The 26,067-nt window shown below is 38.4% G+C and carries 28 protein-coding genes; 18 read left to right on the top strand and 10 right to left on the bottom strand.

Annotated elements, in window-relative coordinates:
* Nucleotides 1-65: 65 nt before the first annotated feature.
* The 6 genes from Q763_RS05190 (at nt 66) to tnpA (ending at nt 6,131) form a co-directional block, all read left to right on the top strand.
* Complete coding sequence (locus Q763_RS05190) at nt 66-1,202, top strand: aspartate aminotransferase family protein (protein ID WP_035131913.1); 1,137 nt, start codon at nt 66-68, stop codon at nt 1,200-1,202.
* A gap of 23 nt (nt 1,203-1,225) precedes the next feature.
* Entirely contained in the window at nt 1,226-2,176 is a 951-nt protein-coding gene (locus Q763_RS05185; protein WP_035131912.1) for an N-acetylornithine carbamoyltransferase, read from the top strand.
* Nucleotides 2,166-2,951 carry an acetylglutamate kinase gene (gene argB / locus Q763_RS05180; protein WP_035131907.1) on the top strand — a complete coding sequence of 262 codons (786 nt, stop codon included), beginning with the start codon at nt 2,166-2,168 and terminating at the stop codon, nt 2,949-2,951. Before Q763_RS05185 ends, argB begins: the two co-directional genes overlap by 11 nt.
* Nucleotides 2,952-2,962: 11 nt before the next feature.
* Entirely contained in the window at nt 2,963-4,087 is a 1,125-nt protein-coding gene (locus Q763_RS05175) for a M20 family metallo-hydrolase (RefSeq protein WP_035131906.1), read from the top strand.
* On the top strand, nt 4,087-5,367 hold the full coding sequence (gene argH, locus Q763_RS05170) for an argininosuccinate lyase (protein WP_035131905.1): 1,281 nt from the start codon (nt 4,087-4,089) through the stop codon (nt 5,365-5,367). Before Q763_RS05175 ends, argH begins: the two co-directional genes overlap by 1 nt.
* A gap of 302 nt (nt 5,368-5,669) precedes the next feature.
* Nucleotides 5,670-6,131, top strand: a complete 462-nt coding sequence (gene tnpA / locus Q763_RS05165) for an IS200/IS605 family transposase (RefSeq protein WP_035131903.1) — start codon at nt 5,670-5,672, stop codon at nt 6,129-6,131.
* Between the two features lie 27 nt (nt 6,132-6,158).
* Here the strand turns inward: tnpA and ytxJ are convergent, their stop codons facing one another.
* Nucleotides 6,159-6,557 carry a bacillithiol system redox-active protein YtxJ gene (gene ytxJ / locus Q763_RS05160; RefSeq protein WP_035131901.1) on the bottom strand — a complete coding sequence of 133 codons (399 nt, stop codon included), beginning with the start codon at nt 6,555-6,557 and terminating at the stop codon, nt 6,159-6,161.
* A gap of 128 nt (nt 6,558-6,685) precedes the next feature.
* Here ytxJ and clpB point away from each other — a divergent pair, with 128 nt between their 5' ends.
* Nucleotides 6,686-9,295, top strand: coding sequence for an ATP-dependent chaperone ClpB (gene clpB / locus Q763_RS05155; RefSeq protein ID WP_035131900.1), 2,610 nt, complete (start codon nt 6,686-6,688; stop codon nt 9,293-9,295).
* Between the two features lie 52 nt (nt 9,296-9,347).
* On the opposite strand, the gene can is transcribed toward clpB, so the two are convergent.
* The 4 genes from can to Q763_RS05135 form a co-directional block, all read right to left on the bottom strand.
* Nucleotides 9,348-9,983, bottom strand: coding sequence for a carbonate dehydratase (gene can / locus Q763_RS05150; protein ID WP_035131899.1), 636 nt, complete (start codon nt 9,981-9,983; stop codon nt 9,348-9,350).
* Nucleotides 9,984-10,015: 32 nt separating this feature from the next.
* Nucleotides 10,016-11,623 carry a SulP family inorganic anion transporter gene (locus Q763_RS05145; protein ID WP_035131897.1) on the bottom strand — a complete coding sequence of 536 codons (1,608 nt, stop codon included), beginning with the start codon at nt 11,621-11,623 and terminating at the stop codon, nt 10,016-10,018.
* Between the two features lie 100 nt (nt 11,624-11,723).
* Complete coding sequence (locus Q763_RS05140; RefSeq protein WP_035131895.1) at nt 11,724-12,008, bottom strand: hypothetical protein; 285 nt, start codon at nt 12,006-12,008, stop codon at nt 11,724-11,726.
* 58 nt (nt 12,009-12,066) lie between these two features.
* Nucleotides 12,067-12,570 carry a Dps family protein gene (locus Q763_RS05135; protein WP_035131893.1) on the bottom strand — a complete coding sequence of 168 codons (504 nt, stop codon included), beginning with the start codon at nt 12,568-12,570 and terminating at the stop codon, nt 12,067-12,069.
* Between the two features lie 132 nt (nt 12,571-12,702).
* Here Q763_RS05135 and Q763_RS05130 point away from each other — a divergent pair, with 132 nt between their 5' ends.
* Nucleotides 12,703-13,647: a LysR substrate-binding domain-containing protein gene (locus Q763_RS05130; protein WP_035131891.1), complete on the top strand. Its 945-nt coding sequence runs from the start codon at nt 12,703-12,705 to the stop codon at nt 13,645-13,647.
* 52 nt (nt 13,648-13,699) lie between these two features.
* Here Q763_RS05130 and Q763_RS05125 read toward each other — a convergent pair whose 3' ends face one another.
* From Q763_RS05125 to Q763_RS05110, 4 genes are all read right to left on the bottom strand, one after another.
* Complete coding sequence (locus Q763_RS05125; protein WP_035131889.1) at nt 13,700-13,897, bottom strand: hypothetical protein; 198 nt, start codon at nt 13,895-13,897, stop codon at nt 13,700-13,702.
* A 142-nt stretch (nt 13,898-14,039) separates the two neighbouring features.
* Nucleotides 14,040-14,702, bottom strand: coding sequence for a tRNA (5-methylaminomethyl-2-thiouridine)(34)-methyltransferase MnmD (gene mnmD / locus Q763_RS05120; protein ID WP_035131888.1), 663 nt, complete (start codon nt 14,700-14,702; stop codon nt 14,040-14,042).
* A complete protein-coding gene (locus tag Q763_RS05115) occupies nt 14,703-15,164 on the bottom strand; it encodes a hypothetical protein (RefSeq protein WP_035131887.1) in 462 nt (153 codons plus the stop codon).
* Nucleotides 15,164-15,745 carry a DUF4920 domain-containing protein gene (locus Q763_RS05110; RefSeq protein ID WP_084596010.1) on the bottom strand — a complete coding sequence of 194 codons (582 nt, stop codon included), beginning with the start codon at nt 15,743-15,745 and terminating at the stop codon, nt 15,164-15,166. Before Q763_RS05110 ends, Q763_RS05115 begins: the two co-directional genes overlap by 1 nt.
* 196 nt (nt 15,746-15,941) lie before the next feature.
* Between Q763_RS05110 and Q763_RS05105 the strand changes: the two genes are divergently transcribed.
* On the top strand, nt 15,942-17,000 hold the full coding sequence (locus Q763_RS05105; protein ID WP_035131886.1) for a branched-chain amino acid aminotransferase: 1,059 nt from the start codon (nt 15,942-15,944) through the stop codon (nt 16,998-17,000).
* A 67-nt stretch (nt 17,001-17,067) separates the two neighbouring features.
* Here the strand turns inward: Q763_RS05105 and Q763_RS05100 are convergent, their stop codons facing one another.
* Nucleotides 17,068-17,451, bottom strand: a complete 384-nt coding sequence (locus tag Q763_RS05100) for a pyrophosphohydrolase domain-containing protein (protein WP_035131882.1) — start codon at nt 17,449-17,451, stop codon at nt 17,068-17,070.
* A gap of 75 nt (nt 17,452-17,526) precedes the next feature.
* Here Q763_RS05100 and Q763_RS05095 point away from each other — a divergent pair, with 75 nt between their 5' ends.
* The 9 genes from Q763_RS05095 (at nt 17,527) to Q763_RS05055 (ending at nt 26,030) form a co-directional block, all read left to right on the top strand.
* The gene (locus Q763_RS05095; protein ID WP_035131881.1) at nt 17,527-17,715 is read left to right on the top strand and encodes a hypothetical protein; all 189 of its coding nucleotides are present in this window, start codon (nt 17,527-17,529) and stop codon (nt 17,713-17,715) included.
* Between the two features lie 107 nt (nt 17,716-17,822).
* Nucleotides 17,823-18,398 (top strand): hypothetical protein, encoded by a 576-nt coding sequence (locus Q763_RS05090; RefSeq protein WP_035131880.1) that lies wholly within the window; start codon nt 17,823-17,825, stop codon nt 18,396-18,398.
* 44 nt (nt 18,399-18,442) lie between these two features.
* Nucleotides 18,443-20,194, top strand: coding sequence for a sensor histidine kinase (locus Q763_RS05085; protein WP_198133439.1), 1,752 nt, complete (start codon nt 18,443-18,445; stop codon nt 20,192-20,194).
* On the top strand, nt 20,191-20,805 hold the full coding sequence (locus Q763_RS05080) for a response regulator (RefSeq protein ID WP_035131878.1): 615 nt from the start codon (nt 20,191-20,193) through the stop codon (nt 20,803-20,805). Before Q763_RS05085 ends, Q763_RS05080 begins: the two co-directional genes overlap by 4 nt.
* 134 nt (nt 20,806-20,939) lie before the next feature.
* Nucleotides 20,940-21,263 (top strand): hypothetical protein, encoded by a 324-nt coding sequence (locus tag Q763_RS05075; protein ID WP_157499324.1) that lies wholly within the window; start codon nt 20,940-20,942, stop codon nt 21,261-21,263.
* A gap of 174 nt (nt 21,264-21,437) precedes the next feature.
* Nucleotides 21,438-22,034: a penicillin-binding protein activator LpoB gene (locus Q763_RS05070; RefSeq protein WP_035131875.1), complete on the top strand. Its 597-nt coding sequence runs from the start codon at nt 21,438-21,440 to the stop codon at nt 22,032-22,034.
* A gap of 31 nt (nt 22,035-22,065) precedes the next feature.
* Nucleotides 22,066-24,282, top strand: coding sequence for a COG3014 family protein (locus Q763_RS17355; protein ID WP_052123224.1), 2,217 nt, complete (start codon nt 22,066-22,068; stop codon nt 24,280-24,282).
* Nucleotides 24,283-24,294: 12 nt separating this feature from the next.
* Nucleotides 24,295-24,672, top strand: coding sequence for a hypothetical protein (locus Q763_RS05060; protein ID WP_035131874.1), 378 nt, complete (start codon nt 24,295-24,297; stop codon nt 24,670-24,672).
* Nucleotides 24,673-24,800: 128 nt separating this feature from the next.
* The gene (locus tag Q763_RS05055) at nt 24,801-26,030 is read left to right on the top strand and encodes a GyrI-like domain-containing protein (protein ID WP_035131873.1); all 1,230 of its coding nucleotides are present in this window, start codon (nt 24,801-24,803) and stop codon (nt 26,028-26,030) included.
* Nucleotides 26,031-26,067: the final 37 nt, after the last annotated feature.

Genomic DNA, 26,067 nt, shown 5'->3' with positions numbered 1-26,067 from the left:
AGGTATGCTAAATAAAAAACTAAACCTACAAGGACAAATACCTTGCAGGTTAAATAAAAAGTAAAATGAGTAATTTATTCAATGTATACCCTATATATAATATAACTCCGGTAAAGGCACTGGGGGCAAAAGTTTGGAACGATAAAGGACAGGAGTACCTTGATTTTTATGGAGGTCACGGAGTTATCTCTGCCGGACATTCACATCCGGTATACGTAAAGGCTGTTAGTGAACAGGTAGCGAAACTGGGTTTTTATTCCAACTCAATCGAAAATCCGTTACAGGAAGAACTGGGCAAAAAACTGGTTAGCTTTTCGGGTTATCCTGATTATAGCCTTTTCCTGTGTAACTCGGGTGCTGAGGCTAACGAGAATGCCCTTAAACTGGCATCGTTCCATAACGGTAAAAAGAAAGTTGTTGCTTTTAATAAGGCCTTCCACGGACGTACCTCTGCTGCAGTAGCCGCTACAGATAACCCATCGATAGTTGCACCAATCAATGCAGGGCACGAAGTGGTTTTTCTTCCGCTTAACGATGAGGAAGCTTTAAAAGCAGAACTGGCTAAAGGTGATGTTTGCTGTGTTATTATAGAAGGGATTCAGGGTGTAGGCGGACTGGACGAGGGTACTACTCTTTTCTTTAAGGCTATAGAAAAAGCCTGTAACGATAATGATGTAGTACTTATACTGGATGAAATACAGAGTGGCTATGGTCGTTCGGGTAAATTCTTTGCACACCAATACCACAATATAAAGCCGGACATCATCACTATGGCAAAAGGTATGGGTAATGGCTTTCCTATTGGCGGCATCCTTATCTCACCTAAGTTTAAGGCATCATTCGGTTTACTGGGAACTACTTTTGGCGGTAATCATCTTGCCTGTGCAGCCGCAACTGCGGTGCTTGATGTTATAGAGCAGGAAAACCTTATGGACAATGTTAACTCCATGAGTGCCTATTTTAAGGAACAGGCTGCTATTATACCACAGGTTAAAAAGATCAAAGGACGCGGACTCATGCTAGGGCTTGAGTTTGATTTTGAGATAAACGAATTACGGAAAAAACTGATTTATAACGAGTTTATATTCACCGGTAGTGCATCACAAAAAAACCTGCTGCGCATACTACCGCCACTGTCTATAAACAAGGAGGACATAGACCGCTTTTTTATCGGTCTTAAAAATGCATTAAAGGATTTATAAGTTATTTTTCAATTAATTACAAAATGAAACACTTCACTTCGGTAGACGACATTCAGGATATTAACGAACTGATTGCGTTAGCTAAAAACATAAAGCAGGCACCATTTGCCAACAAAAAAAAAGGAGAAAACAAAACCCTGGGACTATTGTTTTTTAACCCGAGCCTACGTACCAGGCTCAGCACACAAAAGGCTGCCCTTAACCTTGGGATGGATGCCATTGTGATGAACCTTAATACCGAAGGCTGGGCACTGGAGTTTGAAGACGGTGTAGTAATGGACGGCAACAAGGCCGAACACATTAAAGAAGCCGCACAGGTTGTTTCGCAATACTGCGACATTATTGCCGTAAGAAGCTTCCCTACTCTTACCGATAAGCAGAAAGATGAGGAAGAGCAGGTAATTTCTGCCTTTAAAAAATATGCATCTGTTCCGGTAATAAGCCTTGAAGGCGCTACCGAACACCCTTTACAGGCTGTAGCCGATGCCTTAACCATAGAGGAATATAAAACCGTAAAAAGGCCTAAAGTCGTACTTACATGGGCACCGCATCCTAAAGCGCTGCCGCATGCCGTACCTAATTCTTTCGTTAAGGTTATGAAAAAGGCCGATGTTGATTTTGTTATCACGCATCCTGAAGGGTATGAGCTTAACCCTGAGTTTACCAAAGGGGTTACCATTACGCACAATCAGGATGAGGCTTTTGCCGGTGCCGACTTTATTTATGCCAAGAACTGGAGCAACTATATGGATTACGGACAAATAACCTGTAAAGATCCGTCGTGGACTGTAACAGCCAACAAGATGAAACTTACCAACAATGCTAAGTTTATGCATTGCCTTCCGGTAAGGAGAAATATGATTGTTACTGATGAGGTACTGGACAGTGAAACATCTATCGTTATAGCTCAAGCCAATAACAGGACGTATGCCGCACAGGCGATACTAACCAAAATATTGGAGCATGGAGAATAAGCCAAAACTTACCGTTGTAAAAATAGGCGGTAATGTAATTGACAGTACACCTACCCTAAAGGCATTCCTTAAGGATTTTGCAGCATTAAGCGGTTACAAAATACTGGTACACGGCGGAGGCAAAATAGCAACCAAAACAGCCGAAGGTTTAGGTATTACTCCCGTTTTTCATGAAGGAAGGAGAATTACCGATAAGCCTATGTTGGATGTGGCGGTTATGACCTATGCAGGACTTATCAATAAAGATATAACAGCACAGCTACAGGCATTACAAAATAACGCATTGGGCTTTACAGGAGCCGACGGTAACATGATCCTTTCTGAAAAAAGGAATAATGCTGCCATAGATTTTGGTTGGGTAGGTGATATTGTTTCGGTAAACCATAAATTGGTAAAAGTGTTATTACAGCAAAATGTAGTCCCTGTATTTTGTGCCATTACACACAATGGTAACGGGCAATTGCTTAACACAAATGCCGACACCATTGCCAGCGCACTAGCCGTAGCCTGCAGTAACGACTTTAACGTAAACCTACTGTATTGCTTTGAGAAAAAAGGGGTGCTTAGCAATGCTGATGATGACGATTCGGTTATAAAAAAACTTACTTTTGATAAATACAGTCAGTTACGAGAAGAAAAAATAATCCATTCGGGAATGTTGCCAAAGCTGGAAAACTGCTATGATGCCCTTAACAAAGGCGTATCAGCAGTATACATAGGCAGTCCCGAAATGATAAAACAGAACGAAATAACCTGCACACAGGTGTCGCTCTAAAAACAAAACCTATGAGTTTAAAAACGATACATACCCTAACCGAAGAAGCAATACTCCTGCTTAAATCACTTATTGCCACTCCGTCTTTTTCATCGGAAGAAGAGAATACGGCAAAACTGATTGAGGCATGGTTTAATAATAACAGTATTTCTTTTAAACGGGAAAACAATAATATATGGGCCTTCAATAAGCATTTTGCTGAAGGTAAGCCCACCCTGCTACTTAACTCACACCATGATACCGTAAAGCCCAATCAGGCTTATACTTTAGATCCATTTGAGGCTATTGAGCAGGACGGTAAACTGTTTGGGCTGGGCAGTAACGATGCCGGCGGATGCCTGGTATCACTAATCGCTACCTTTACCTTTTTTTATGAAGCTGAAAACCTGCCTTATAACATTGTAATGGTTGCCTCAGCAGAGGAAGAAAGTAGCGGCCCTAACGGACTGAACAGTGTACTGAAGCATTTACCCGAACCTGATTGTGCCATAGTGGGCGAACCTACCGAAATGCAGCTTGCCATAGCCGAAAAAGGGTTACTGGTACTGGATGTAACCGTAACCGGGACACCTGGGCATGCTGCACATCCTAACGATGATATGGCCATTTACAACACCTTAAAGGTTATTGAATGGTTTAGGGACTATAGTTTCGAAAAAGTATCTGACGTATTAGGTCCGGTTAAAATGACGGTTACCCAAATCAATGCAGGAAAACAGCACAACGTGGTTCCGGCAGAATGCAACCTTGTTGTGGATGTAAGGGTAAACGACTGTTATACCAACCTTGAAGTACTGGAAACCATAAAATCAGGTATTGAGAATGGTAAGGTAACAGTAAAACCAAGGTCACTGCACCTTAACTCATCATCTATCGCAAAAGAGCATGCTCTTGTACAGGCAGGAATAGCATTGGGCAGAACCACCTATGGTTCCCCTACCCTTTCAGACCAGTCGGTACTAAGCTGCCAGTCGTTAAAACTGGGGCCGGGATTATCACTGCGTTCACACTCGGCAGATGAGTTTATTTATATCAATGAAATTAAAGAAGGAGTTGAACTGTATATAAAGATACTTTCCCAATTCCTTAATTATACTACCAAAACGGCCAGTGAGGCCACATTAAAACAACAGTAATGAAACTTTGGGATAAAGGCATACCAACAGATAAGAAAACCGATATATTCACCGTAGGCAATGACCGCGAACTGGATCTTGTACTGGCAGAATATGATGTTATAGGGTCTATGGCACATGCCAAAATGCTTGGAAAAACAGGACTATTAAACGATAAAGAAGTAAGCGAACTGGTTACCGGACTGGAAGAGATACTGGCAGACATTAAAGCCGGAAACTTTTTGATTGAGGATAGCTTTGAAGATGTACACAGCAAAGTAGAATACCTGCTTACTGAAAAGGTGGGCGATGCCGGAAAAAAAATACACACAGCACGTTCCCGTAACGATCAGGTTCTTACCGATGTTCACTTATACCTAAAAGCGGAGCTCACCACCATAAAACAACAGGTTAAAGATTTTTTCGACCTGCTTATGGCTATGGCAAGTGAAAATCAAAATGTACTGTTACCGGGGTATACACACCTTCAGGTTGCAATGCCGTCATCATTCGGGATGTGGTTTTCTGCCTATGCCGAAAGTCTTATTGACGATGTTGTTATGCTGAATGCAGCTCTAACAGTAACCGACCAGAATCCGTTAGGTTCGGCAGCAGGGTACGGAAGCTCTTTCCCTATAGACAGGACTTTTACCACAAATGAACTGGGTTTTGCTACTTTGAAATACAATTCGGTAGCCGCACAAATGAGCCGTGGTAAAACCGAAAAGACTACTGCTTTTGCATTAGCATCGGTAGCGGGGACATTATCAAAACTGGCTATGGACATTTGTTTGTACCTGAGTCAGAATTTTAATTTCATAAGTCTGCCACAGCACTTAACCACAGGGTCGAGCATTATGCCACATAAAAAGAACCCGGATATTTTTGAGCTTATTCGTGGTAAGTGTAATAAAATACAGGCATTGCCTTATGAGCTTACTCTTATAACCAATAATTTACCAAGTGGTTACCACAGGGAATTCCAGTTGCTTAAAGAAGGGCTTTTCCCTGCTTTACAAACATTGAAATCCTGCCTTGAAATGGCACATTATTCCATTAAGGAGATTAAGGTTAATGATAATATACTGGACGATAAAAAATACGACTATCTGTTTACGGTAGATGCGCTTAACGAACTGGTAGCTCAGGGTATACCTTTTAGAGATGCTTATAAAATTGTAGGCGAACAGGTAGAGAACGGTACGTTTGTCTCTCCTAAAGCTACAAAACATTCTCATGAAGGCAGTATAAACAATTTGTGCTTAAACGAGATTACACAAAAAATGGAAAATATAATTTAATTATTTATTCCCTAACGGAAACAATACGTTATAACATCCTATTCTCTACCGATATAAAATCCCTAACGGGATTTAGAAATTAGCTTGTAATAATTTCTTTTCGGAAAACACTATAATCCTGAATAAAGAAATAATTAAAGATAGAAAACTCTATAACTATTATTCTATAAATCCAGATAATATTTATACATAAATTGCTTATCCCATTAGGGATTTTATATTGGTAGAAATTTACATCATGATATTTATTTCCCCGTAGGGAATAAATAGATTTGTTATGTTTGTAGTAAACATCTTACCTCATGGCAAATACCTATACCCAAATACATTTACAATTTGTTTTTGCAGTTAAACACAGAAATTCTCTAATCTCTCCTATTTGGAAAAAAGAACTATACCTTTATATTTCGGGCATTGTAGAAAATAACGGACACAAACTTTTAGCCATTAACGGCATGCCCGATCATATACACATTTTTATAGGAATGAGACCTACACAGTCAGTTTCTGACTTATTACAAGATATTAAACGTAACTCATCATTATGGATTAACCAAAAAGGATTTATTACGGGAAAGTTTGAATGGCAGGAAGGCTATGGAGCTTTTTCATACAGTAAATCACATGTAGAAAATGTCATTAACTATATACATAAACAGGAAGAGCATCATAAAAAACAATCTTTCAGGGAAGAATACCTTGAATTTCTAAAAAAATTTGACATTGACTATAATGAAAAATACATCTTTCGTGAACCCCAATAATATCTACTCCATAAAATTTTGAGAATATTAACTATACACTATCCTCTGTACCACACCGGCATCAATAGCACTGTGAGAAGTATCATATATTGCCTTTCCTTCTTTAATCAATATAATTTGTGGTGACTGATGCATCACATCAAATCGGTCGGCAATTTCGTTAGATATATCCCTGTGAGCCAACAGGTCTAAAAAATACGGTTTAACCTTATCGGCATCAATGGCATACTCCTGTTCAAACTGCTTTAAAGCCATTCGGCTAACGGCGCAGCGGGTACTGTGTTTAAAAATAATAACAGGAATTTGCTGTGACTCCTCCACTATCTCGTCTAACTGTTTTATTTCTGTTAAATCGTTCCACATTTCTGCCCCAGAACCGCTAACTTTACTGTTAGAATCACCGAATATCTTATCAAAAAAACTCATAATCGTCATGTTTTCAGACACTTTGTCTGTTTAAAAGTTAATTTTTCCGGCAAAAACCGACATTTCGTCAGATTTTACTTATTGGAATATAAATTGAATAAAGCATATCAAATTTAAACAATTCGAATATGAACTTTAATAATTATACAATAAAATCTCAGGAAGCCATACAAAGAGCACAGCAAATTGCTCAGGGTTATGGCCATCAGCAAATTGAAAACGAGCACATTATAAAGGCTATTCTTGAAGTAGACGAAAATGTAACTCCGTTCTTACTTAAAAAACTTAATGTAAATGTACAACTGTTTCAGCAAATACTGGACAGTACCCTACAAAGTTTCCCTAAAGTCTCGGGAGGTGAAATGTCGTTATCCCGCGATGCGGCAACCGCATTGACAGAGGCATCAAACATTGCCCGTAAAATGAATGACGAGTTCGTTTCCATAGAGCACCTGTTACTGGCTATTTTCAATTCTAAAAGTAAAGTAGCCCAAATTTTAAAAGATCAGGGCGTTACCGAAAAAGGGCTTAAAGCGGCTATTGACGATCTTCGCAAAGGAGAAAGGGTAACATCGGCAAGTGCCGAAGAAACCTACAACTCACTAAACAAATATGCCAAAAACCTTAACCAGTTGGCTAACGATGGTAAACTGGATCCGGTAATTGGTCGTGACGAGGAAATACGCCGTGTGCTGCAAATCCTTTCAAGGCGAACCAAAAACAACCCAATGCTTGTGGGTGAGCCGGGTGTGGGTAAAACCGCTATTGCAGAAGGCTTAGCACACCGTATCATTCAGGGTGATGTGCCCGAAAATCTTAAAAACAAAATTGTTTACTCACTGGATATGGGTGCCCTTATTGCAGGTGCAAAATACAAAGGTGAGTTTGAAGAAAGGCTTAAATCGGTGGTGAAGGAAGTAACTTCTGCCGAAGGTGATATCGTACTGTTTATAGACGAGATCCATACTCTTGTAGGAGCAGGTGGTGGTGAAGGTGCTATGGATGCCGCAAACATCCTGAAACCTGCCCTTGCCCGTGGTGAATTAAGAGCCATAGGTGCCACTACGCTTGATGAGTACCAAAAATACTTTGAGAAAGACAAAGCACTGGAACGTCGTTTCCAAAAGGTATTGGTAGACGAACCGGATACCGAAAGTGCCATTTCCATACTTCGTGGTATTAAAGAGAAATATGAAACCCACCATCAGGTACGTATTAAAGACGATGCTATTATAGCTGCGGTGGAGCTCTCGCAACGTTATATTACCAACCGTTTCCTGCCCGATAAGGCTATCGACCTTATGGATGAAGCGGCATCCAAACTGCGTATGGAAATCAATTCCAAACCGGAAGAGCTGGATGTGCTGGATCGTAAAATAATGCAGCTTGAAATTGAGATTGAGGCCATTAAACGTGAAAACGACGAGACAAAACTGAAATCGTTAGGACTGGAACTGGCCAACCTTAAGGAAGAGCGCAACGAGATATATGCCCGCTGGAAAAGCGAAAAAGATATTGTAGACAACATACAGGCTACAAAAACAGAGGTGGAGAACTTTAAACTGGAAGCCGAACGTGCCGAACGTGAAGGTGACTATGGTAAAGTAGCCGAGCTTCGTTATGGTAAAATCAAAGAGGCTCAGGAGAAACTGGACGAAATGGAGAAACAGCTTCAGGAAAGCCAAAAAGGAAACAGCCTTATTAAAGAGGAAGTTACCAATGAGGATATTGCCGAAGTTGTTGCTAAATGGACCGGTATACCGGTAACTAAAATGCTACAGAGTGAGCGCGAAAAACTACTTCATCTGGAAGAAGAACTGCACAAACGTGTTGTGGGTCAGGAAGAGGCTATACAGGCCGTGAGTGATGCCGTAAGGCGTAGCCGTGCAGGTTTACAGGACCAAAAGAAACCTATAGGTTCGTTTCTGTTTCTTGGTACAACCGGTGTGGGTAAAACCGAACTTGCCAAAGCCCTTGCCTCCTACCTGTTTGATGATGAAAATGCAATGACCCGTATTGACATGAGCGAATATCAGGAGCGTCACAGTGTGAGCAGGCTTGTAGGTGCGCCTCCGGGATATGTGGGGTATGATGAGGGCGGACAGCTTACCGAGGCCGTAAGGAGAAAACCATACAGCGTGGTACTACTTGATGAAATTGAGAAAGCCCACCCTGATACCTTTAACATCCTGTTACAGGTGCTTGATGAAGGTCGTTTAACGGACAATAAAGGCCGCTTAGCCGACTTTAGGAATACCATTATCATAATGACCTCAAACATGGGTAGCGGTATTATACAGGAGAAATTTGAAAACCTTAAAGGCAGTATTGAAGCAGCTACTGAGGCGGCTAAAACCGAAGTACTTGGATTGCTAAAACAAACTGTAAGGCCGGAGTTTATTAACCGTATTGACGACATTGTAATGTTCACTCCGCTTACACAGGATAACATCAGGGAGATTGTAAGCCTTCAGCTTAAATCGGTTACCAGACTGTTGTCTAAGCAAAATATTACGCTCGATGCTACTCCGGAAGCTATTGATTACCTTGCCAAACGAGGTTATGACCCTGATTTTGGAGCACGTCCTGTAAAACGTGTAATACAAAAAGAGGTGATGAACGAACTGTCTAAAGAAATTCTTAGCGGTAAGGTTACCACCGATAGTATTATACTACTGGATAGTTTTGACGGTAACCTGGTTTTCAGGAACCAAACGCCTGAAAAGGATAGTGAATAATAATAGATATAAAAATGAAAAGGGACGCTTAACAGCGTCCCTTTTTTTATTGTTACAGGCTAAGGCGGTATACCTTATCCAGATCGTTGTTATCACTTACGTTAACCCCAAGGTCTTTTACAATCCCCGAGCCTACCCCGTATACCCATCCGTGAAGATGAAGCGACTGTCCGTTTTTCCATGCACCCTGTACGATAGATGTTTTGGCAAGATCATACACCTGCTCTTTTACGTTTATCTCTACAAAGGTGTTAAAACGCTCGTCCTCATTCACAATTGAATCAAGGTATGTTTTATGATGACGGTACACATCTTTAATATGTCTAATCCAGTTATCAATTAATCCTATCGAAGCATTACCCATAGCAGCCTTAACACCACCACAACCATAATGTCCGCATACAATAACGTGCTTTACTTTAAGTACGTTAACAGCATAATCCAGTACGCTAAGCATGTTCATATCAGAGTGAACAACCATATTGGCAATGTTACGGTGTACAAACACCTCTCCCGGTTGTGCCCCTACAATCTCATTTGCAGGTACACGGCTGTCACTGCATCCTATCCATAACAACGGTGGCGACTGCCCCTCGGCAAGTCTTGTAAAATATTCAGGGTCATTGTCAATTTTGCTCTCAACCCATTTCTTGTTGTTCTCTAATAACTGTTTATAAAACTCGCTCATATTTATTCTAGTAAATTATATTCTTTGTAAACTTAGTTGTTTTTATTGTTCCTTTTTGCGTGTTCAAAGAAAACATGTTCTGTAGTATCATCCAGTTCATAAGCATCTTTAAAGCCCACAAGCTGTACTTTTATGTTATTCTCTTTAGCGCGTATATTTTTAAATTCTTTGATTAAATCCTGCACATCGTGGGCTATATATTCTGTTTCAGATGCGTTTATAACCACTTTTGAGTTTTGAGGAATATCGTTTAAGGTAGATTTTATTGCCGCCTTGTTAAGAAAAGACACTTCCTGTGCAAGGTCTATGTGTATTATATCGCCTTCTTCATACTGTTCTTTCCTAAAATGATATGCCCTTTTCAGGTTACCTTTCAGGATAAATATTATACTTATTGCCATACCTATTGCCACACCTTTTAAAAGATCTATCGCCACAACGGCAATAAGTGTAGCCACAAATGGTACAAGCTGGTATTTACCTTTTTTCCAAAACAGTTTAAGCTTAGCAGGGTTTGCAAGTTTGTAACCTATAAGTAAGAGTACAGCTGCAAGGGTAGCAAACGGAATTTTGTTTAGCACAAATGGAATGGCAAGTACACATATCAGTAATAAAAATCCGTGAATTACTGCCGACATCTTGGTTTTTGCGCCCGAGCTGGCATTAGCAGAAGAACGTACCACTACCGATGTAATAGGCAGTCCGCCAATGAATCCGCTTACCATATTACCTATACCCTGAGCTTTAAGCTCCCTGTTAGTATCGGTATAACGTTTTTGTACGTCCATCCTGTCGGAAGCCTCAATACAAAGCAATGTCTCTACCGATGCTACTACGGCTATGGTAGCTGCCGATATCCAAACATCAGGATTAGCAATAACAGAAAAATCAGGAGTGATTATAAAACCGGCTATATCACTAAAAGACTCAGGTACCGGTAATGTAACCAGGTGCTCAGTGCCTAAAGCAAAATGACTTCCCGTTCTTGTAAATATCTCGTTAAGTAATATACCGACGATTACCGCCACAAGGGCACCCGGTAACAGTTTCAGTTTTTTTAGCGCAGGGACTCTCTCCCATACAATTAGTATAAGCAGGGATATAATAGTAATAATTACTGCTCCGCCTTCAAAACGCTGAAGGATATCGGGGATATCCGAAAAAGGATTACCACCATCCAGCCTGAAAAGCGATTCGTTACCGTCATAGCTTTTATCATACCCCACAGCGTGTTCCATCTGTTTGATAATGATAATAACCCCAATACCCGCAAGCATCCCTTCAATCACATTAGCAGGGATATAATTGGAGATACTACCCGCTCTTAAAAAGCCTAGTGCCAACTGAATTACTCCCGAAAGGAATACAGCAAGCAAAAATGCCTCAAATGAGCCAAGGGTAGCAATGGCTGTTAACACTATGGCAATAAGTCCCGCAGCAGGACCGGATACACTTATGTGTGAGTTACTAAGAGAACCTATAACAATACCACCTACCACACCAGCAATAACACCCGATAATGGTGGCGCACCTGAAGCCAGAGCTATACCAAGACATAGCGGTAAAGCCACTAAAAAAACAACGAGACCTGAAGGAAAATCAGACTTAAAATTGGCAAAAAGATTATTCTTTTTTGTCATAACCGATAAGATATAATACAATTAATACAGTATTAAACATCTGCAACAAGCAGACATTTCACTCAAAACCAGCTATATAAAAATAGCGGCAGTAATTGAATTATACCGTCTCGGGAGGTGGAGAAAAAATATCTCCAAAGGCATTATCAAGCCTAAGGAGATATTTTGAGTTTATAACTTTAGATTTTTTTTCAACTATAATAAAAGGCATCTCGAACTCCGTTTCGGGTCCGGCTTTTATCTCTTTTATTTCTTTGTGAATTTCTTCTTCGTTAAGACTATACACCATAGAAATATCCGTATCATCTTCCAACAGGCTTATAACCGTAGGGGTTGCCAGGAAAGACAGGAAAAGGAATATTACTATTTTTACAAGAAATTTCACATTGCTAAAGTAGCGAATATATTTTAAACGGTTCTAAATAAGTTTTGAATTCCGTATGTTAAATTTCCTCTTCGCTCCAAGCCTTCATCATCCAGATGGTTTTTTCCTGCTCGGTAATAAAATCACTCATCATAGAGTTAGTACCCTCGTCATTAATTTTATCACTTTCGTCAAGTATTACCCTTTCTATCTTTAATAAATCGCTTAAAGAGCTCATAATAAGCTGAACAGCATCTACATCTTTAGAGACGTTTTTACCTACCTGTAGTCTGTTATTTTTAATATAATCTTCAAAAGTATGTAAAGGTGATCCTCCCAGTGTCAGTACCCTTTCTGCTATCATATCTATTTTTAGCTGGGCATCATTATAAAGTTCTTCAAATTTTACGTGCAGGTCAAAAAAACGTTTACCACGAATATTCCAGTGTATTCCTCTCAGGTTTTGATAATACACCTGGAAGTTAGATAAAAGTATATTCAGCTCTGCTGCAATAACTTCGGTTTCTTTTACCGGTAAACCTAATATGTTCGTGGCTTGTTCTTTCTCTTTTTTCGTTTTCATGTTTTACTTGTTTTATTATTTTAGGTTATCTATACTCTCAAAGTTACAGAAAATAACCTTAAAAAAAATATAAGCGTTATCGATGATTTTTATAATTTTATCATAAAAATCTATACTTAATACTTTTTAGTAATGACCATAACCCAATTGCACTATGTACTGGCTGTAGCCGAATACAAAAACTTTACACTCGCTGCCGAAAAATGCTTTGTAACCCAGCCCACCCTGAGTATGCAAATACAAAAACTGGAGGAAGAACTGGATGTACAAATTTTTGACAGGGGTAAAAAGCCTATTCAGCTTACCGACGTAGGTCAGCAAATTGTAACACAGGCAAGGAGTATTGTTAACGAGTCTAACCGTATTAAAGATATAGTAGACCAACAAAAAGGCTATATAGGCGGAGACTTTAAAATAGGTATTATACCAACCGTTATGCCTACCCTGCTCCCTATGTTTATTACCAACTTTACCAATAAGTACCCTAAGGTTAACCTTATTATTGAAGAACGTACTACCGAGGAGATTATAAAAATGCTGAAAAGCGGTCAGCTTGATGCAGCAATAGCAGCTACCCCGCTTAGCGAGGAAAGTATTAAGGAAGTGGTGTTGTACTACGAACCGTTTGTGGCTTACATACCGGAAAACAACCCTGCTTTTGGCAAAAAAGAGTTTAGTGTAAAAGACCTTGAAGACAACTTAAATAATATACTGCTGTTACAGGACGGACATTGTTTCCGTAACAATGTACTTAATATTTGTAAAGCGGCATCACTGCCACAGCATAATCGTTTCCACCTGGAGAGCGGAAGCTTTGAGACAATGGTTAAACTTGCCGATGAAGGTTTAGGTATGACACTATTGCCTTACCTGCATACATTAGACATGAGTGAAAAGGCAAAATCAAAACTACGTCATTTTACCGAACCGAGACCATCGAGAGAAGTGAGTTTAATATACTCCAAAAAAGAACTTAAACTGCACCTTATAGACGCATTACGCACCACTATAACAGGAGTTGTTAGAGGGGCTATCGCTTTCCACAATGTAGAGATTACCTCTCCGCTTCATAAGTAATTATAAAGCGGTCATAAAAATAAAAAAGGAGCCTTATGGGCTCCTTTAATTTTTATTGTTCTACATATATAAGACAAGCTTTTAATTCAGGCTTTTCAGTCGTAAAATTATTAAGCCAGTCTACAAGCTGTTCCACCTCATAGGGTAATAACAGCTTAATTGCTTTTTCTACTTCCTTACAAAACAACTTTGGGTCAAAACTTACGCTTTCCAAAATCGTTTTTGTGTAAGCAAACATACTTCTGGGCATAATTAAAAAAATAATATTGTGTTAAATGGTTAGTGCTTCTGTTAGAATGCATGTAAAGATAATAATAAAAATAACATATCGATGAAAATCAACTATATCGATTGCGTTAAAATTCTAATTAACTCAAAGTTTTAACATAATATTAATGTTTAAATGCGCGCAGCATTTCCCTTTTTCCGGGAGGGCCGGGAAGTTTTTCTGTGGTAAAACCCGCTTCCTGCATGGCTTTCTTAATACTTGTTCTGCATGCATAGGTTACCAGTACACTATTGGTTTTTAAAGCCTTATACATTTTAGAAAAAATTTCGGCAGTCCACAATTCGGGTTGGGCATGAAACCCAAAAGCATCAAAATAAACAATATCATATAATTCGACATCTTCTATCTCACTAAAAAACTGTTTTCTTTTTAGTAAAGTAAACTTATCATTTATTTCAACCCGTTTTCCCCATTCGGCACCGTGCATAGCCTCAAAAACGTTACTGTGTTGCTGCGCATCAAGCTGCTCTACATAGTTAAGCAGTTTTACCTCCTCTGCCTCTACCGGATAGGCTTCTACCCCAGTGTAATTAATTTGTTGCCCTGTTTTAACCGACTCCAAAAAAGTAATAAAAGCATTAAGCCCTGTACCGAAGCCAATTTCCAAAACAGAAACAGGCCGATCCTGTAGTAAGGTCAGCCCGTTTTGTATAAAAACATGATACGCCTCTTGGATAGCCCCAAATTTAGAGTGGTAACTTTCCTTCATTTCAGGAAGATGTATCGTTACCGATCCGTCCAGCGTTTGTATAATTTCTCTTTTCAATTACCTAATGTATAACTTTTTAATCCTTGGTATGGGTCCGCCACATTTAGATTCATGACAGCTAAGGCATGAAGTCACCCCTTCGTTAAAGCGTTCCTTAACATTAACCGTATCAATATAAATACGCTTTTGTGCCTCAATATACTGTTTGGCATGCTCTTCAAAAAACAAGTCACGATCTGACTCATCAGTCATCAAAGTAGTATGTATCCTTAAAAAATGTTTTGGAAAAGCCCCTATGGTATCCCCTTTTATAATACGTTCCCTTAGCCTCATGTTATCAACATACATCTGTTCCATTAAAGCCGCCATTGGAGACATTTCATACATCTCAAATTTCTTTTCGGCTTTGGCTTCCTTTACAGGAGTTTCAGCCTCCGGAGCAGCTTCTTTGACAGTTTTATCGTTACATGATGCCAGCATTATAAAGGCCGACAGTACAGGTAATAACTTCCTTCCCATTATTTAGTGATTAAAACACCATCGGCCATAAAGCCGTATGTTATTTCAGGTTCAGTAATTTTAGCAATCTCAGCCTCTGATTTACCTCCGTCTTTAGCATAATGCCTTAACTCATTTACTGATATTTCACTAACAAAAGCTTTACCGCTTACAACAGCATCCTGACCAGCAGCGTTTAACGGCACAAAGAATGCATAGTCTTTAAACTTCACAAAAGACTCATTTTCTCCCTCAAGTCCTAACGACATCCAGCAGCCTTTCTTTTGGCAAACATCGTTAATATGGGCGCGGAATTTTACATTAACCGTATCGCCCGGCTTAAGGCTTTTGTACTTGGCAAACATTTCTTTGTTTGTTAATGCCTCATTAGCATCAATCTCATCGCCAAAAGATGCATATAAACCATCGTTTGCTGTGGCATCAACATGTAACGCCTCTTCATCTTCGTTAATAGAATCGGTATTAATGTTTATTGCTCCGTTTTCAGTTTCAACAACTGTATCTTCTGATTCCACATTTGTATTGTTTTTACAGGCTGTAAGTGCCAGCAGTAATGACACTGCAAATAATGATTTTTTCATTTTTTTAGCGAATTATGTTTAGTGTATGCAAATTTATACAGAAAATTATAAAGGCTGCAAAAAGCTAGATATTATTTATTTTTCTAACTTCCAATAATTTACAGCTGTTTCACTGCGTATTTTTTAACAGATTCTGCTTTTTGGACTTTTTTTTAGTAAATTTGCAACAACACTACTATTATAACTAATCTAATAAATGAACGAAAACGACATTACAGTAAACCTTGCCCCGGGTTCTAAAATTGATTCAGTTGATTTTGAGAATCTTACTTTCGGCAACGTGTTTACCGACCACATGCTTATTTGTGATTACAAAAACGGTGTGTGGGAGAAGCCTGTTATCAAACCTTATGAACCTTTTTTAATAGATCCGTCTGCAAAAGTATTCCATTACGGTCAGGCCATTTTTGAAGGTATGAAAGCCTATAAAGATGAGAATGACGATGTATGGTTATTCCGCCCTGATCAAAATTATGAGCGTTTTAATAAGTCGGCCACAAGGCTTGCTATGCCTGAAGTACCTGAAAATGTATTTATGGGCGGACTTAAAAAACTTGTTGAAATAGAGAAAGCTTGGGTAAAAAAAGGTAAAGGTAATTCGCTTTATATCCGTCCGTTTATGATAGCAACAGGACCAGGTGTTTTAGCTGCTCCTGCTCTTTTTTACCGATTCATGATTATACTTTCTCCTGCCAAGTCATACTACTCAGGAGAGGTAAAAGTACTTATAGCCGAACATTTTAGCCGTGCTGCAAACGGTGGTATTGGTGCTGCAAAAGCGGCAGGTAACTATTCGGCACAGTTTTACCCTACTAAGTTAGCTAACGAGCAGGGATACCAGCAGATAATATGGACTGATGATGCTACACATACCAAGCTGGAAGAAGCCGGTACAATGAATGTATTTTTCAGGATAAACGATACACTTTACACCGCTCCAACCAGCGAAAGGATTCTTGACGGAGTTACCAGAAAGAGCCTTATTGACGTTGCTAAAAGAGAAGGTATTAATGTAGAGGTTCGCCCGGTATTAGTTAGTGAACTAGTGGAAGCTACCGAAAACGGCACCCTACAGGAAGTATTTGGTGCAGGTACAGCCGCTGTAGTAAACCCTATTGTAGGCTTTAGCTACAAAGAGAAATACTATGAGTTGCCAAAACAGGAAAACTCTGTAGCATTATTCCTTAAAGAGAAATTAAACAACATACAGTACAAACTTGCCGAAGATACTTTTGGCTGGACTGTAAAAATATAATTACCCATTTTTAGGTACATAAAAAGCCTCAGCAAATGCTGAGGCTTTTTATTTATATGATAAATTACTATTTAAGTATCTCTTCAAAGTTAGGTTTAAAATAGTTAGGCCCCTTCATTACCTTACCGTCTTCGCGGTAAATGGGCTTGCCGTCTTCACCCAGCTTACTCATATTACTACGCTGAATCTCATCAAAAACCTCTTCAATTTTATGTTGCAGTCCGTGTTCAATAATAGTTCCGCATAAAATATAAAGCATATCGCCAAGAGCATCGGCAATTTCGGTAAGATCATTATTTTGTACAGCCTCAAGGTATTCTTCGTTCTCCTCTTTCATCAGGTTAAACCTTAGCATATTTACAGCATCTCCTAAATCGGCTTTAGGCTGTTCGCTAATTCCTAATCCAAAAGCACTGTGAAACTCCTTTACGGCATCTAATTGTTTTTTCATGATAATCGTATTTTAAGTTTTAAAAGTATAGAAAATTAAACAGGCTTATTGTAGCTTTGCAAAAAAGATTTCAACATGTTTAGTACAGGCCAATTGTATTTTGCTGCATTTTTCGTTGTAGTGTTTGTAGCAGCCATGATATACGTTTACAGGAAAGACCTTAAACTCCATAAAAAATATTATAAAGGAAGTTACTGGATACTAATAGCTTTCCTTGCATTTATAGCAATTTTGTTTTGCATTAAATACTTTGTAAAAGAATAATCCTACTAAAATTGTTAAAAAAATAAAGTAAAAATCCCCGCTAATGGGGATTTTTTTTTTACCTTTTGTGTTACAATTTTGTAAACCAACCTTTTAAAACAAAAATTATGAGTGCAACAAATCCCTATGAAACATCAGGAACTTATACCTCTGCATCAAGGAGTTTAAACCTGGATTTACACATTACAAAAGAAGACCCTTTAAATAAGTATGAATTTTATCAGAAGTTTGATATCTCACAAACCATAACTGATGAGAACGGTGACCAAAAGTATTTAAGCGCCGTTTTGATTTTTATGAAAAAGAAAACTGATAACGGAGGAACATTACTAACAAACCTGGCTGACCATAACTTATTGGTTAACAATAGTGATTTAGTTCCTTACAGTTCAGAAACCTTTGATTATGATGCTGAAGATGCTTTAATTCTCCTATTCCACGATAATACCTTTAACTCATCATATCCGGGATATTTTTATGGAAAAGCAAACATGCTTTATAATGATATGAAAAAAAACGGTTTAACTTATAAACGCCATCAGGCTCCTGATTTAACCCCTTTATTTATACCTAAATCAAACATTCCTAACCTGAATGATGAAAATCCTGATGATGACGGTTTTCCGTTCATTAGACCACGAACTGCAGGTTTAACTATAATTAAAAGAAGCTTTACACCTTAACATTGAAAATACGTATACAAAATTTAAAACTTATATTCATGCTCATGGCTCTAGCGGTCATGGGCATGACCTATGCCCAACAGCCGGGATTTAAAGAGGTAGAAAACGATATTAATGAAAATAAGCTGGAGCTGGCTACAAAAAAACTAAAGCTACTGGAAAAAGATACCGCGAGTTTAGAAAACAGAGCATGGTATCATTTACTAAAAGCTAAAATTTATGATTACAAATACATTGACTCCTTAGCATTGCAAAACTACATGTCGGCCCGCGACCTGTACAACAAAGCTGGACTTATAGACAAGGCAATACAAATAAACCTTAATATTGCTTACCTTATAAAGTCGCAAAAAAACAGCGACAAACTAAATCCCGAAAAATACCTTAACGAATACCTGGACTATGCTAGGAAAAGTAACGACTCATTAAAATTAGCCAAGGCATACATAGAAATAGCCTCAACAAAAATATCATATGAAGAGAGTGAAGAAAGTTATGAGTACTTTCAAAAGGCAAAGCAAATAAATAAAAGGCTGGGAAATAAAGAGCTTGAGTCGCAAATAAACAACAATCTGGCTGCCTTATACAACGATTTTTTAAACGAGCACGATTCGGCACTATTCTACCTAAAAAAAGACCTTATTTATCTAAAAAGCAAACCTAATAACAATTATGACATCTGTACAAATTATATAAATCAGGCAGCTTCATATTATTATTTAGGAGACTTTAATACCTCCATACAACTCTTAAAATCAGCCGACAGCATACCAATAAACGAATACCCTATTGGTATTAAAAGCGTGATAAATAAAATTTTATCCCTCAACTATGTCGAAAAAAACGACTACAAAAAAGCTTATGAGACTTATATTGAATATAAAAGTTTTGAAGATAGTATAAGCGCTCAGGAACAGAGCCTTACCATCTCTGAAATGGAAACTAAGTACCAAACACGCGAAACAGAACTAAAAAATGAAGTATTAACTGCCGAAGTAAAGACTGGTAAAATTTTGGTATATATATTTATAGGCCTGCTTATAGCCAGTCTTGTTATAGGTTTCCTTATTATAAAAAATGCCCGCAGGCGCGTGTATATTTCCAAACAGGAAAAACTTATAGAGCAGCAAAAACTGGAAAAGGCCTTAAAGGAGTTTGAACTTAACAGCATTGACCTTATGCTTGAAGGGCAGGAAAAAGAACGCGAGCGTATTGCAAACGATCTTCATGACAATCTTGGTAGTATGCTGGCTACACTAAAAATGAACTTTGAACACCTTCGCCTGCGTAAAAATGAAATACGTGAAGAAGAAAACAAACTATATGACCGCACTGATCAGCTTATAGAAGATGCCTACCAAAAGGTAAGAACCATTGCCCATGCTAAAAATGCCGGTGTATTTGCTAACGAAGGTCTTATACCTGCTATAAGGAAAATGGCGGGAAAAATATCGATTCCCGGAAAGTTAACCATTGAGGTTCTTGCAGTTGGATTCGATAAAAGATTGGAAAATAAAATTGAAATTGCTATCTTTCGGATGGTTCAGGAGCTGAGTACCAACATTATAAAGCATTCTAAAGCAACAGAGGCTTCCATTCAGCTTACTAACCACGACGACAATATCAATATCATAATAGAAGATAATGGTGTGGGGTTTAAAAATACCACAGCACCATCTTCAGACGGAATGGGATTAAATACCATTACTAAAAAAGTTGAACAACTTGGCGGCACCTTTACTATAGATTCCACTCCCGGTAAGGGCACTACCATAATAATAGACTTACCAATATGATACGATTAGCTATTGCAGAAGATCATCAGTCGCTTATAGACGGTATTAAGATTTTTCTTGAATACGAAGACGACATAAAAGTTGTAGGCGAAGCTAACGACGGCGAAAGGCTGTTGGAAATTGTACGTTCCAAAAAACCCGATATTGTACTTACCGATATACGCATGCCAAAAACCGACGGCATTGCAGCCACAAAAGAAATAAAAAAAGAATTCCCAAACTGTAAGGTTATTGCCTTTAGTATGTTTGAGCAGGAAGAGGCCGTTAGCCAGATGACTCAGGCAGGTGTAGACGGTTATATTATGAAAAACTCTTCCCTAAAAGTAGTTTTAGCAGCCATTAGAGCGGTTATGAAAGGGGAAACTTTCTTTGACGATTCCATCAAGGCTGCAACTCCAAAAAAAGATGAAGGCGATGTACCTTTAAGTAAACGCGAAAAAGAAATTGTTAACCTTGTAGGACAGGGAAAAACATCTCAGGAAATTGCCGATCTCCTTTTTATAGGAAAAACAACAGTAGACACACATAGAAAGAACATACTTAAAAAATTGAGCCTGCATGGTAAAAGCGAACTCCTTCGCTATTCCATGGAACGGAAATATGATTTTTAGTTTTGGTAGAATTAACAAATCATTTTGATTTTTTTTGTAGTAAAAATACCCAGCAATGGGTATTTTTTTGCTTTACCCTAAAACGGAACTTTGTAATAAATAATTTAAAGTACTAACCTTAAAATCAATTTATTATGAAGACAATCAAAACTATCAAAACAATTATGATTTTGTGTATGCTACTTACTGTACCAGTGGCATTTGTATCTTGTGAAGAAGAAGAAACTACAGAGGTAAGCGGTAATGATGCCTGCCTGGATCAACTGGAAATACTGGCAGATATTCTGTATGAAAAAACGCTTGTTTTCAGTAACAATGCAACTCCTTCTACCTGTAGTGCTGTTAGGACTGCTGCACTAAACCTTATCAATGCTGCCGAAGACTGTGGTTACGGTTACCTGTATCAGGAACAGGCTCAGTTTTGGATTGATTACGACTGTAGTATTTTCAACGATTAATCAAAAAAATAATCACCTGAAAAACAAACAATTAACTGGATTAATATAAGCTAAATACCCTCTTGGGTATTTAGCTTCCAAAAAAATGGCATCAATGTTGCAAAGAGGTTTTAGTATTATTTTAACAATAACCTTTTTTAACTATTTTTGAATTATTAATCAAACCGAATAATTATGAAAACTTCTTACAAATTTATTTTAGCTTTTGTTTTAGGATTAGCCCTAACCAGTTGTGCTTCTAAAGTTCAGCGTGTAAACGAAGACAGTGTTATAGACCTAAGCGGAAGATGGAACGATACCGATTCCAGACTAACTGCAGAGGAAATCACTGCCGAACTTATGTCGCACTCATGGTATAGCACTTATGCTGCCGAAAACGGAGGTAAAAAACCGGTTATTATTGTTGGTATGATTACTAATAAATCACACGAGCATATTGCTACCGAAACTTTCTCTAAAGACATTGAAAAAGAGATTATCAACTCCGGAAGAATGAAACTTGTTCAGGGTGGCCCAATGAGAGAAGAGATCAGAGCCGAAAGAGCCGATCAGCAAAACTATTCTTCTCAGTCTACCATGAAAAAATTCGGACTTGAAAACGGTGCCGATTTCATGCTTCAGGGAACAATAAACTCTATTGTAGATCAAAAATCTAAAGAAAAAACTGTTTATTACCAAATTGACCTTGAGCTTACTAATATCCAAACTAATGATAAAGTATGGATTGGTGACAAAAAGATCAAAAAATACGTTGGTAAGAAAAACATGTAATTTTTGCTTCAATACCAAATAAACAACCAACATGAAAGCAACCAAAAACATACTTAAAATGCCTGCAAAACTGGCATTACTGCTGTTATTGATTGCCTTTCAATCCTGTAGTACCTATAACACCAAAACCGCAGATATTGAAAGCGATTTATTTAATGGTGATTTTAATAAAGCCATAACAGGCATCGATAAAAACAAGTTCCTTAATAAAAACAGAAACAGGCTTTTATACCTGCTGGAAAAAGGAAAAGTAGAGCATCTTAGCGGAAATTATGAGGCAAGTAACACTCTTTTTGAAGAGGCTTACATTATGATTGAAGACAAGATGACCAAAACCAATGCAGGACAGGCCATAGCTGCGAAATTCACCAATCCTATGGCCGAGCCCTACAAAGGTGAGGATTTTGAAAAGGTAATTATTCACTATTACAAAGCCCTTAACTATTTTCATTTAGGTCAACCTGCCGAAGCTCTTGTGGAGGCAAAAAGGATTAACATTAAGTTATATGAACTGAATGAAAAGTATAAGGAAAACAAAAACAGGTATAGTGAAGATGCCTTCTCTCAAATCCTTCAGGGCATACTTTACGAAAGTACCGGCGATATAAACAATGCCTATATTGCTTACAGGAATGCCGAAGAGATTTATGCTAAAAACGGCGACATGTACTTTGATGTACCTACTCCCCTACAGCTTAAAAAAGACCTGCTAAGGACTTCTAAGCTAATGGGCTTTAGGGACGATTATGAGAAGTACAGCAATAAGTTCAAGCTTACAGATGATATTGCTACTAAAGCAACAGGAGAAGCCATAGTATTTTGGGAAAACGGGTTTGGCCCGGCTAAAGATCAAATTGTGATTACTGCCAGCGGTACCGACGGTTTCTTTTACGGTACCTATTATGACGGAGCCACACAGGAAGAGATATTCATCCCTATACCTGTAGGTTTTGATATAGGTAGTGTAAATGCCATAGCCATCCCTAAATATAGGGAAAGAGGTACTTATTACAGTAATGCTGCCGTAGTGGTAAACAATCAGGATGTTCCTTTTAACTTAGCCGAAGACATTTATCCTATTGCCAAGCAGTGCCTTAAAGACAGGATGCTTCGTGAAACGATAGATCTTGTAGCCCGTTTTGCTACAAAAAAAGCAGCAAGTGCAGGTTTAGGCGCCTTAGGTAAAGAGCTTTTTGGCGATACCGCCGGAGACCTTATTAAACTGGGAGGCGATGTTGCCGGAGCAGCTACCGAAAAAGCCGATACCCGTAACTGGCAAACCCTGCCGGCTACCATTAGCTACATTCGGGTACCGTTGCATGAAGGCGAAAACAAGTTCCTAATCAAAAAACAGGGGCCTCAGGGTATTGATACTGATACTATTTACATTCAGTATAAAAAAGGACTTCAAATAGTTAACTATTTTGATTTTGGACGGACAGAACTTATCCAACCTGTTAATACCCCTGCAGTGGCAGCGACTCCTAAAAAAGAGGTTTCTCCAGCTATGTCATCGGGACTTACGGCACAAAACACGTCTGACTTAAAGGTTAAAAAAGCAATTGCCATACCGGCAGAGAAAAGGGCATTCAATCCGGCACCAAGCTATGTAACGGTAAAGTCGGTTATTGATAATTACATTGCGGCTTCCGGTGGTGAAGACAAGATAAGGAATATGAAAACCCTTATGTCGAGAACAAATACGCTAAGCGAGTACAATGGCACTACCACAAAAATTGAAGTGGTTTCTAAAATAACAGATCAAAACGATATGCTTATTCAAAGCTATACAAATGGCAAACTAACTTATACCCTTGTAGTGAATGATAACGGGGGGTATATGAAAATGCCTGACTTAGAGCCTACCGAACTGGACAAAACTCTGTATGAATCTATTAAAAACGGAAATACACTTCGAGATAATTACTCTGTTCCGTTAAAAGATCCAAATGCAAGGCTGGAAGGTATAGGTTTTGTAGATAAAAAGGAAGCCTATGTTATTAGTTACAAAGATGCTAAAACCAATGCCGACATGCTAAACTATTATGATGTCGAATCGGGTCTTCTTGTAGCAAGCTCGGCAACGATAGAAACAACAAGCAGCACCTCATATTTTACTGATTACAGAAAAGTAAACGGTCTTGCTTTCCCTTTTAAAACCAAAACCGTAACACCTACAGGTCAAACTGAGGTGATAACGGCTGAGATAAAGGTTAACGAAGGAGTAAACGCAACAGATTTCCAATAAAAAACAATGCTCATGAAAAAGTTTATACTACTCGCATTTTTCTTTTTTGCCTTAAACACTGCTTTTGCCCAAACAGATAACGGATGGGGAGAGTGGCAAAAAACAAGCTGTTACTCAAAAATTGAGTTCCGCTTAAAATATGACGGAAAAAACGGAGAGCAGCACCACTGGAAAGTGCAGTTTAAAAACAATTACAACAACCTTATATCATTTAACTATACAGTGACAGATAAGGTACAGCAGTATACATTAACCACTCACAGAAAAACACTTAAAGGTGGAAAACAAAGTGATGAAGCTGATTTGTTTACTGACCTGGAGGATATTTACATTCTTGTAGACAAGGTGAGTATGACTCCTTATCCCGAAAACTTTATAGAATGTGAATAAGGCATTTTAAAATTACAAAAAACTCCGTTAAACGGAGTTTTTTGCTTTTTAGTACTTAAACGTAACAGTTATTTGCTTTCTTACAGGAAATTTATACATTTACGTAAAATAAGAAAGTCACCGCCTATATGAAAATTGTTAAGTACCTCTTCCTTCTCTTGTTGCTGGCATCAATAGCAGGAACTGTATTTATAGCTACCCAAAACGGTAAATATGATGTTACTGAACAACTAACCATAAAAGCCCCAAAAGACCTTGTTTACAACTTTGTAGGAAATTTAAAAAACTGGGAAAACTCAGGAATTCTTACAAAAGATACTACTGCTGTCTATACTTTCTCTGACACAACCACGGGCGAAGGTGCCTACGCCAACTGGACTACAGGCAGTGTAAAAAACCTTGCCACTTCCCCTAATGACTCCATAACACAAACCTCTGTGTTAAACGACAGAGAAATAGAAGTACACTGGACATTTAAAGATACCTTAACCGAAGCTACTACAGTTAGCCTTAGAATGAAAGGACAACTTAGCTTTACGGAAAAGGCTTATGCTATACTTAAAGGCGGAACCGATAAAAAGGTATCCAACCTAATTAATCATAGCCTTAAAAGGGTTAACTACATGCTTGTAAACCGTGTCAACTTTTTTGAGATAAAGGTAGATGGCGTTATGGTAAAGGAAGGAACTTATTATATAGCCGACTCTACCAGTTGTAAAATATCTGAAATGCAACAAAAAATGCCGGGTATGTTTGCTAAGGTTAATAAGTTTGTTACCGAGAATAACATTGCTACAAACGGCAAACCTTTTACATACTATTATATTTTTGACGAAGCTAAAGACAGTACAGTGTTTATGACTTGTATTCCGCTTGAGGATGAAATACTGATGTCTGAAGGAAGCGAATTCAAAGCAGGACAGATAAAGCGTTTTAATGCGCTTAAAACAACTTTAAAAGGCGATTACAGGCATCTTAAAAAAGCTTGGGATGCTGCCTTTAAAAACATAAAGAAAAAAAAACTGGAAGAGAATTTTGAGCTTCCGTACCTTGAGGTATACACTAAAGGCCCTGCCGATACAAAAGATACTGCCGAATGGATTACCGATATTTATATCCCTATTGGCTCAATATTACCTGAGGAAGAAGAACCTACACAGGTTAACGACAGCACAGAAGTGATTACAGAAGCACCTGCAGTTGCAAGACCACGTACTGTGAGAAAGAAAACTCCAACGGTTACGCCTATAAGCACACAACCTGTTAGTGTACAGCCTACCATAGCCTTACCTAAAAAGGACACAACATCTAAAAAGAAACCCGTACAGGATACCACAAACCAGTCGGGATTAAAATAAATACCCTTTTATAAAAAGGGTACTAACCCTATCTTAA

The organism is Flavobacterium beibuense F44-8, from assembly GCF_000769915.1.
Lineage (GTDB): Bacteria > Bacteroidota > Bacteroidia > Flavobacteriales > Flavobacteriaceae > Flavobacterium > Flavobacterium beibuense.
This window is presented reverse-complemented; position numbering and strand designations above follow the sequence as displayed.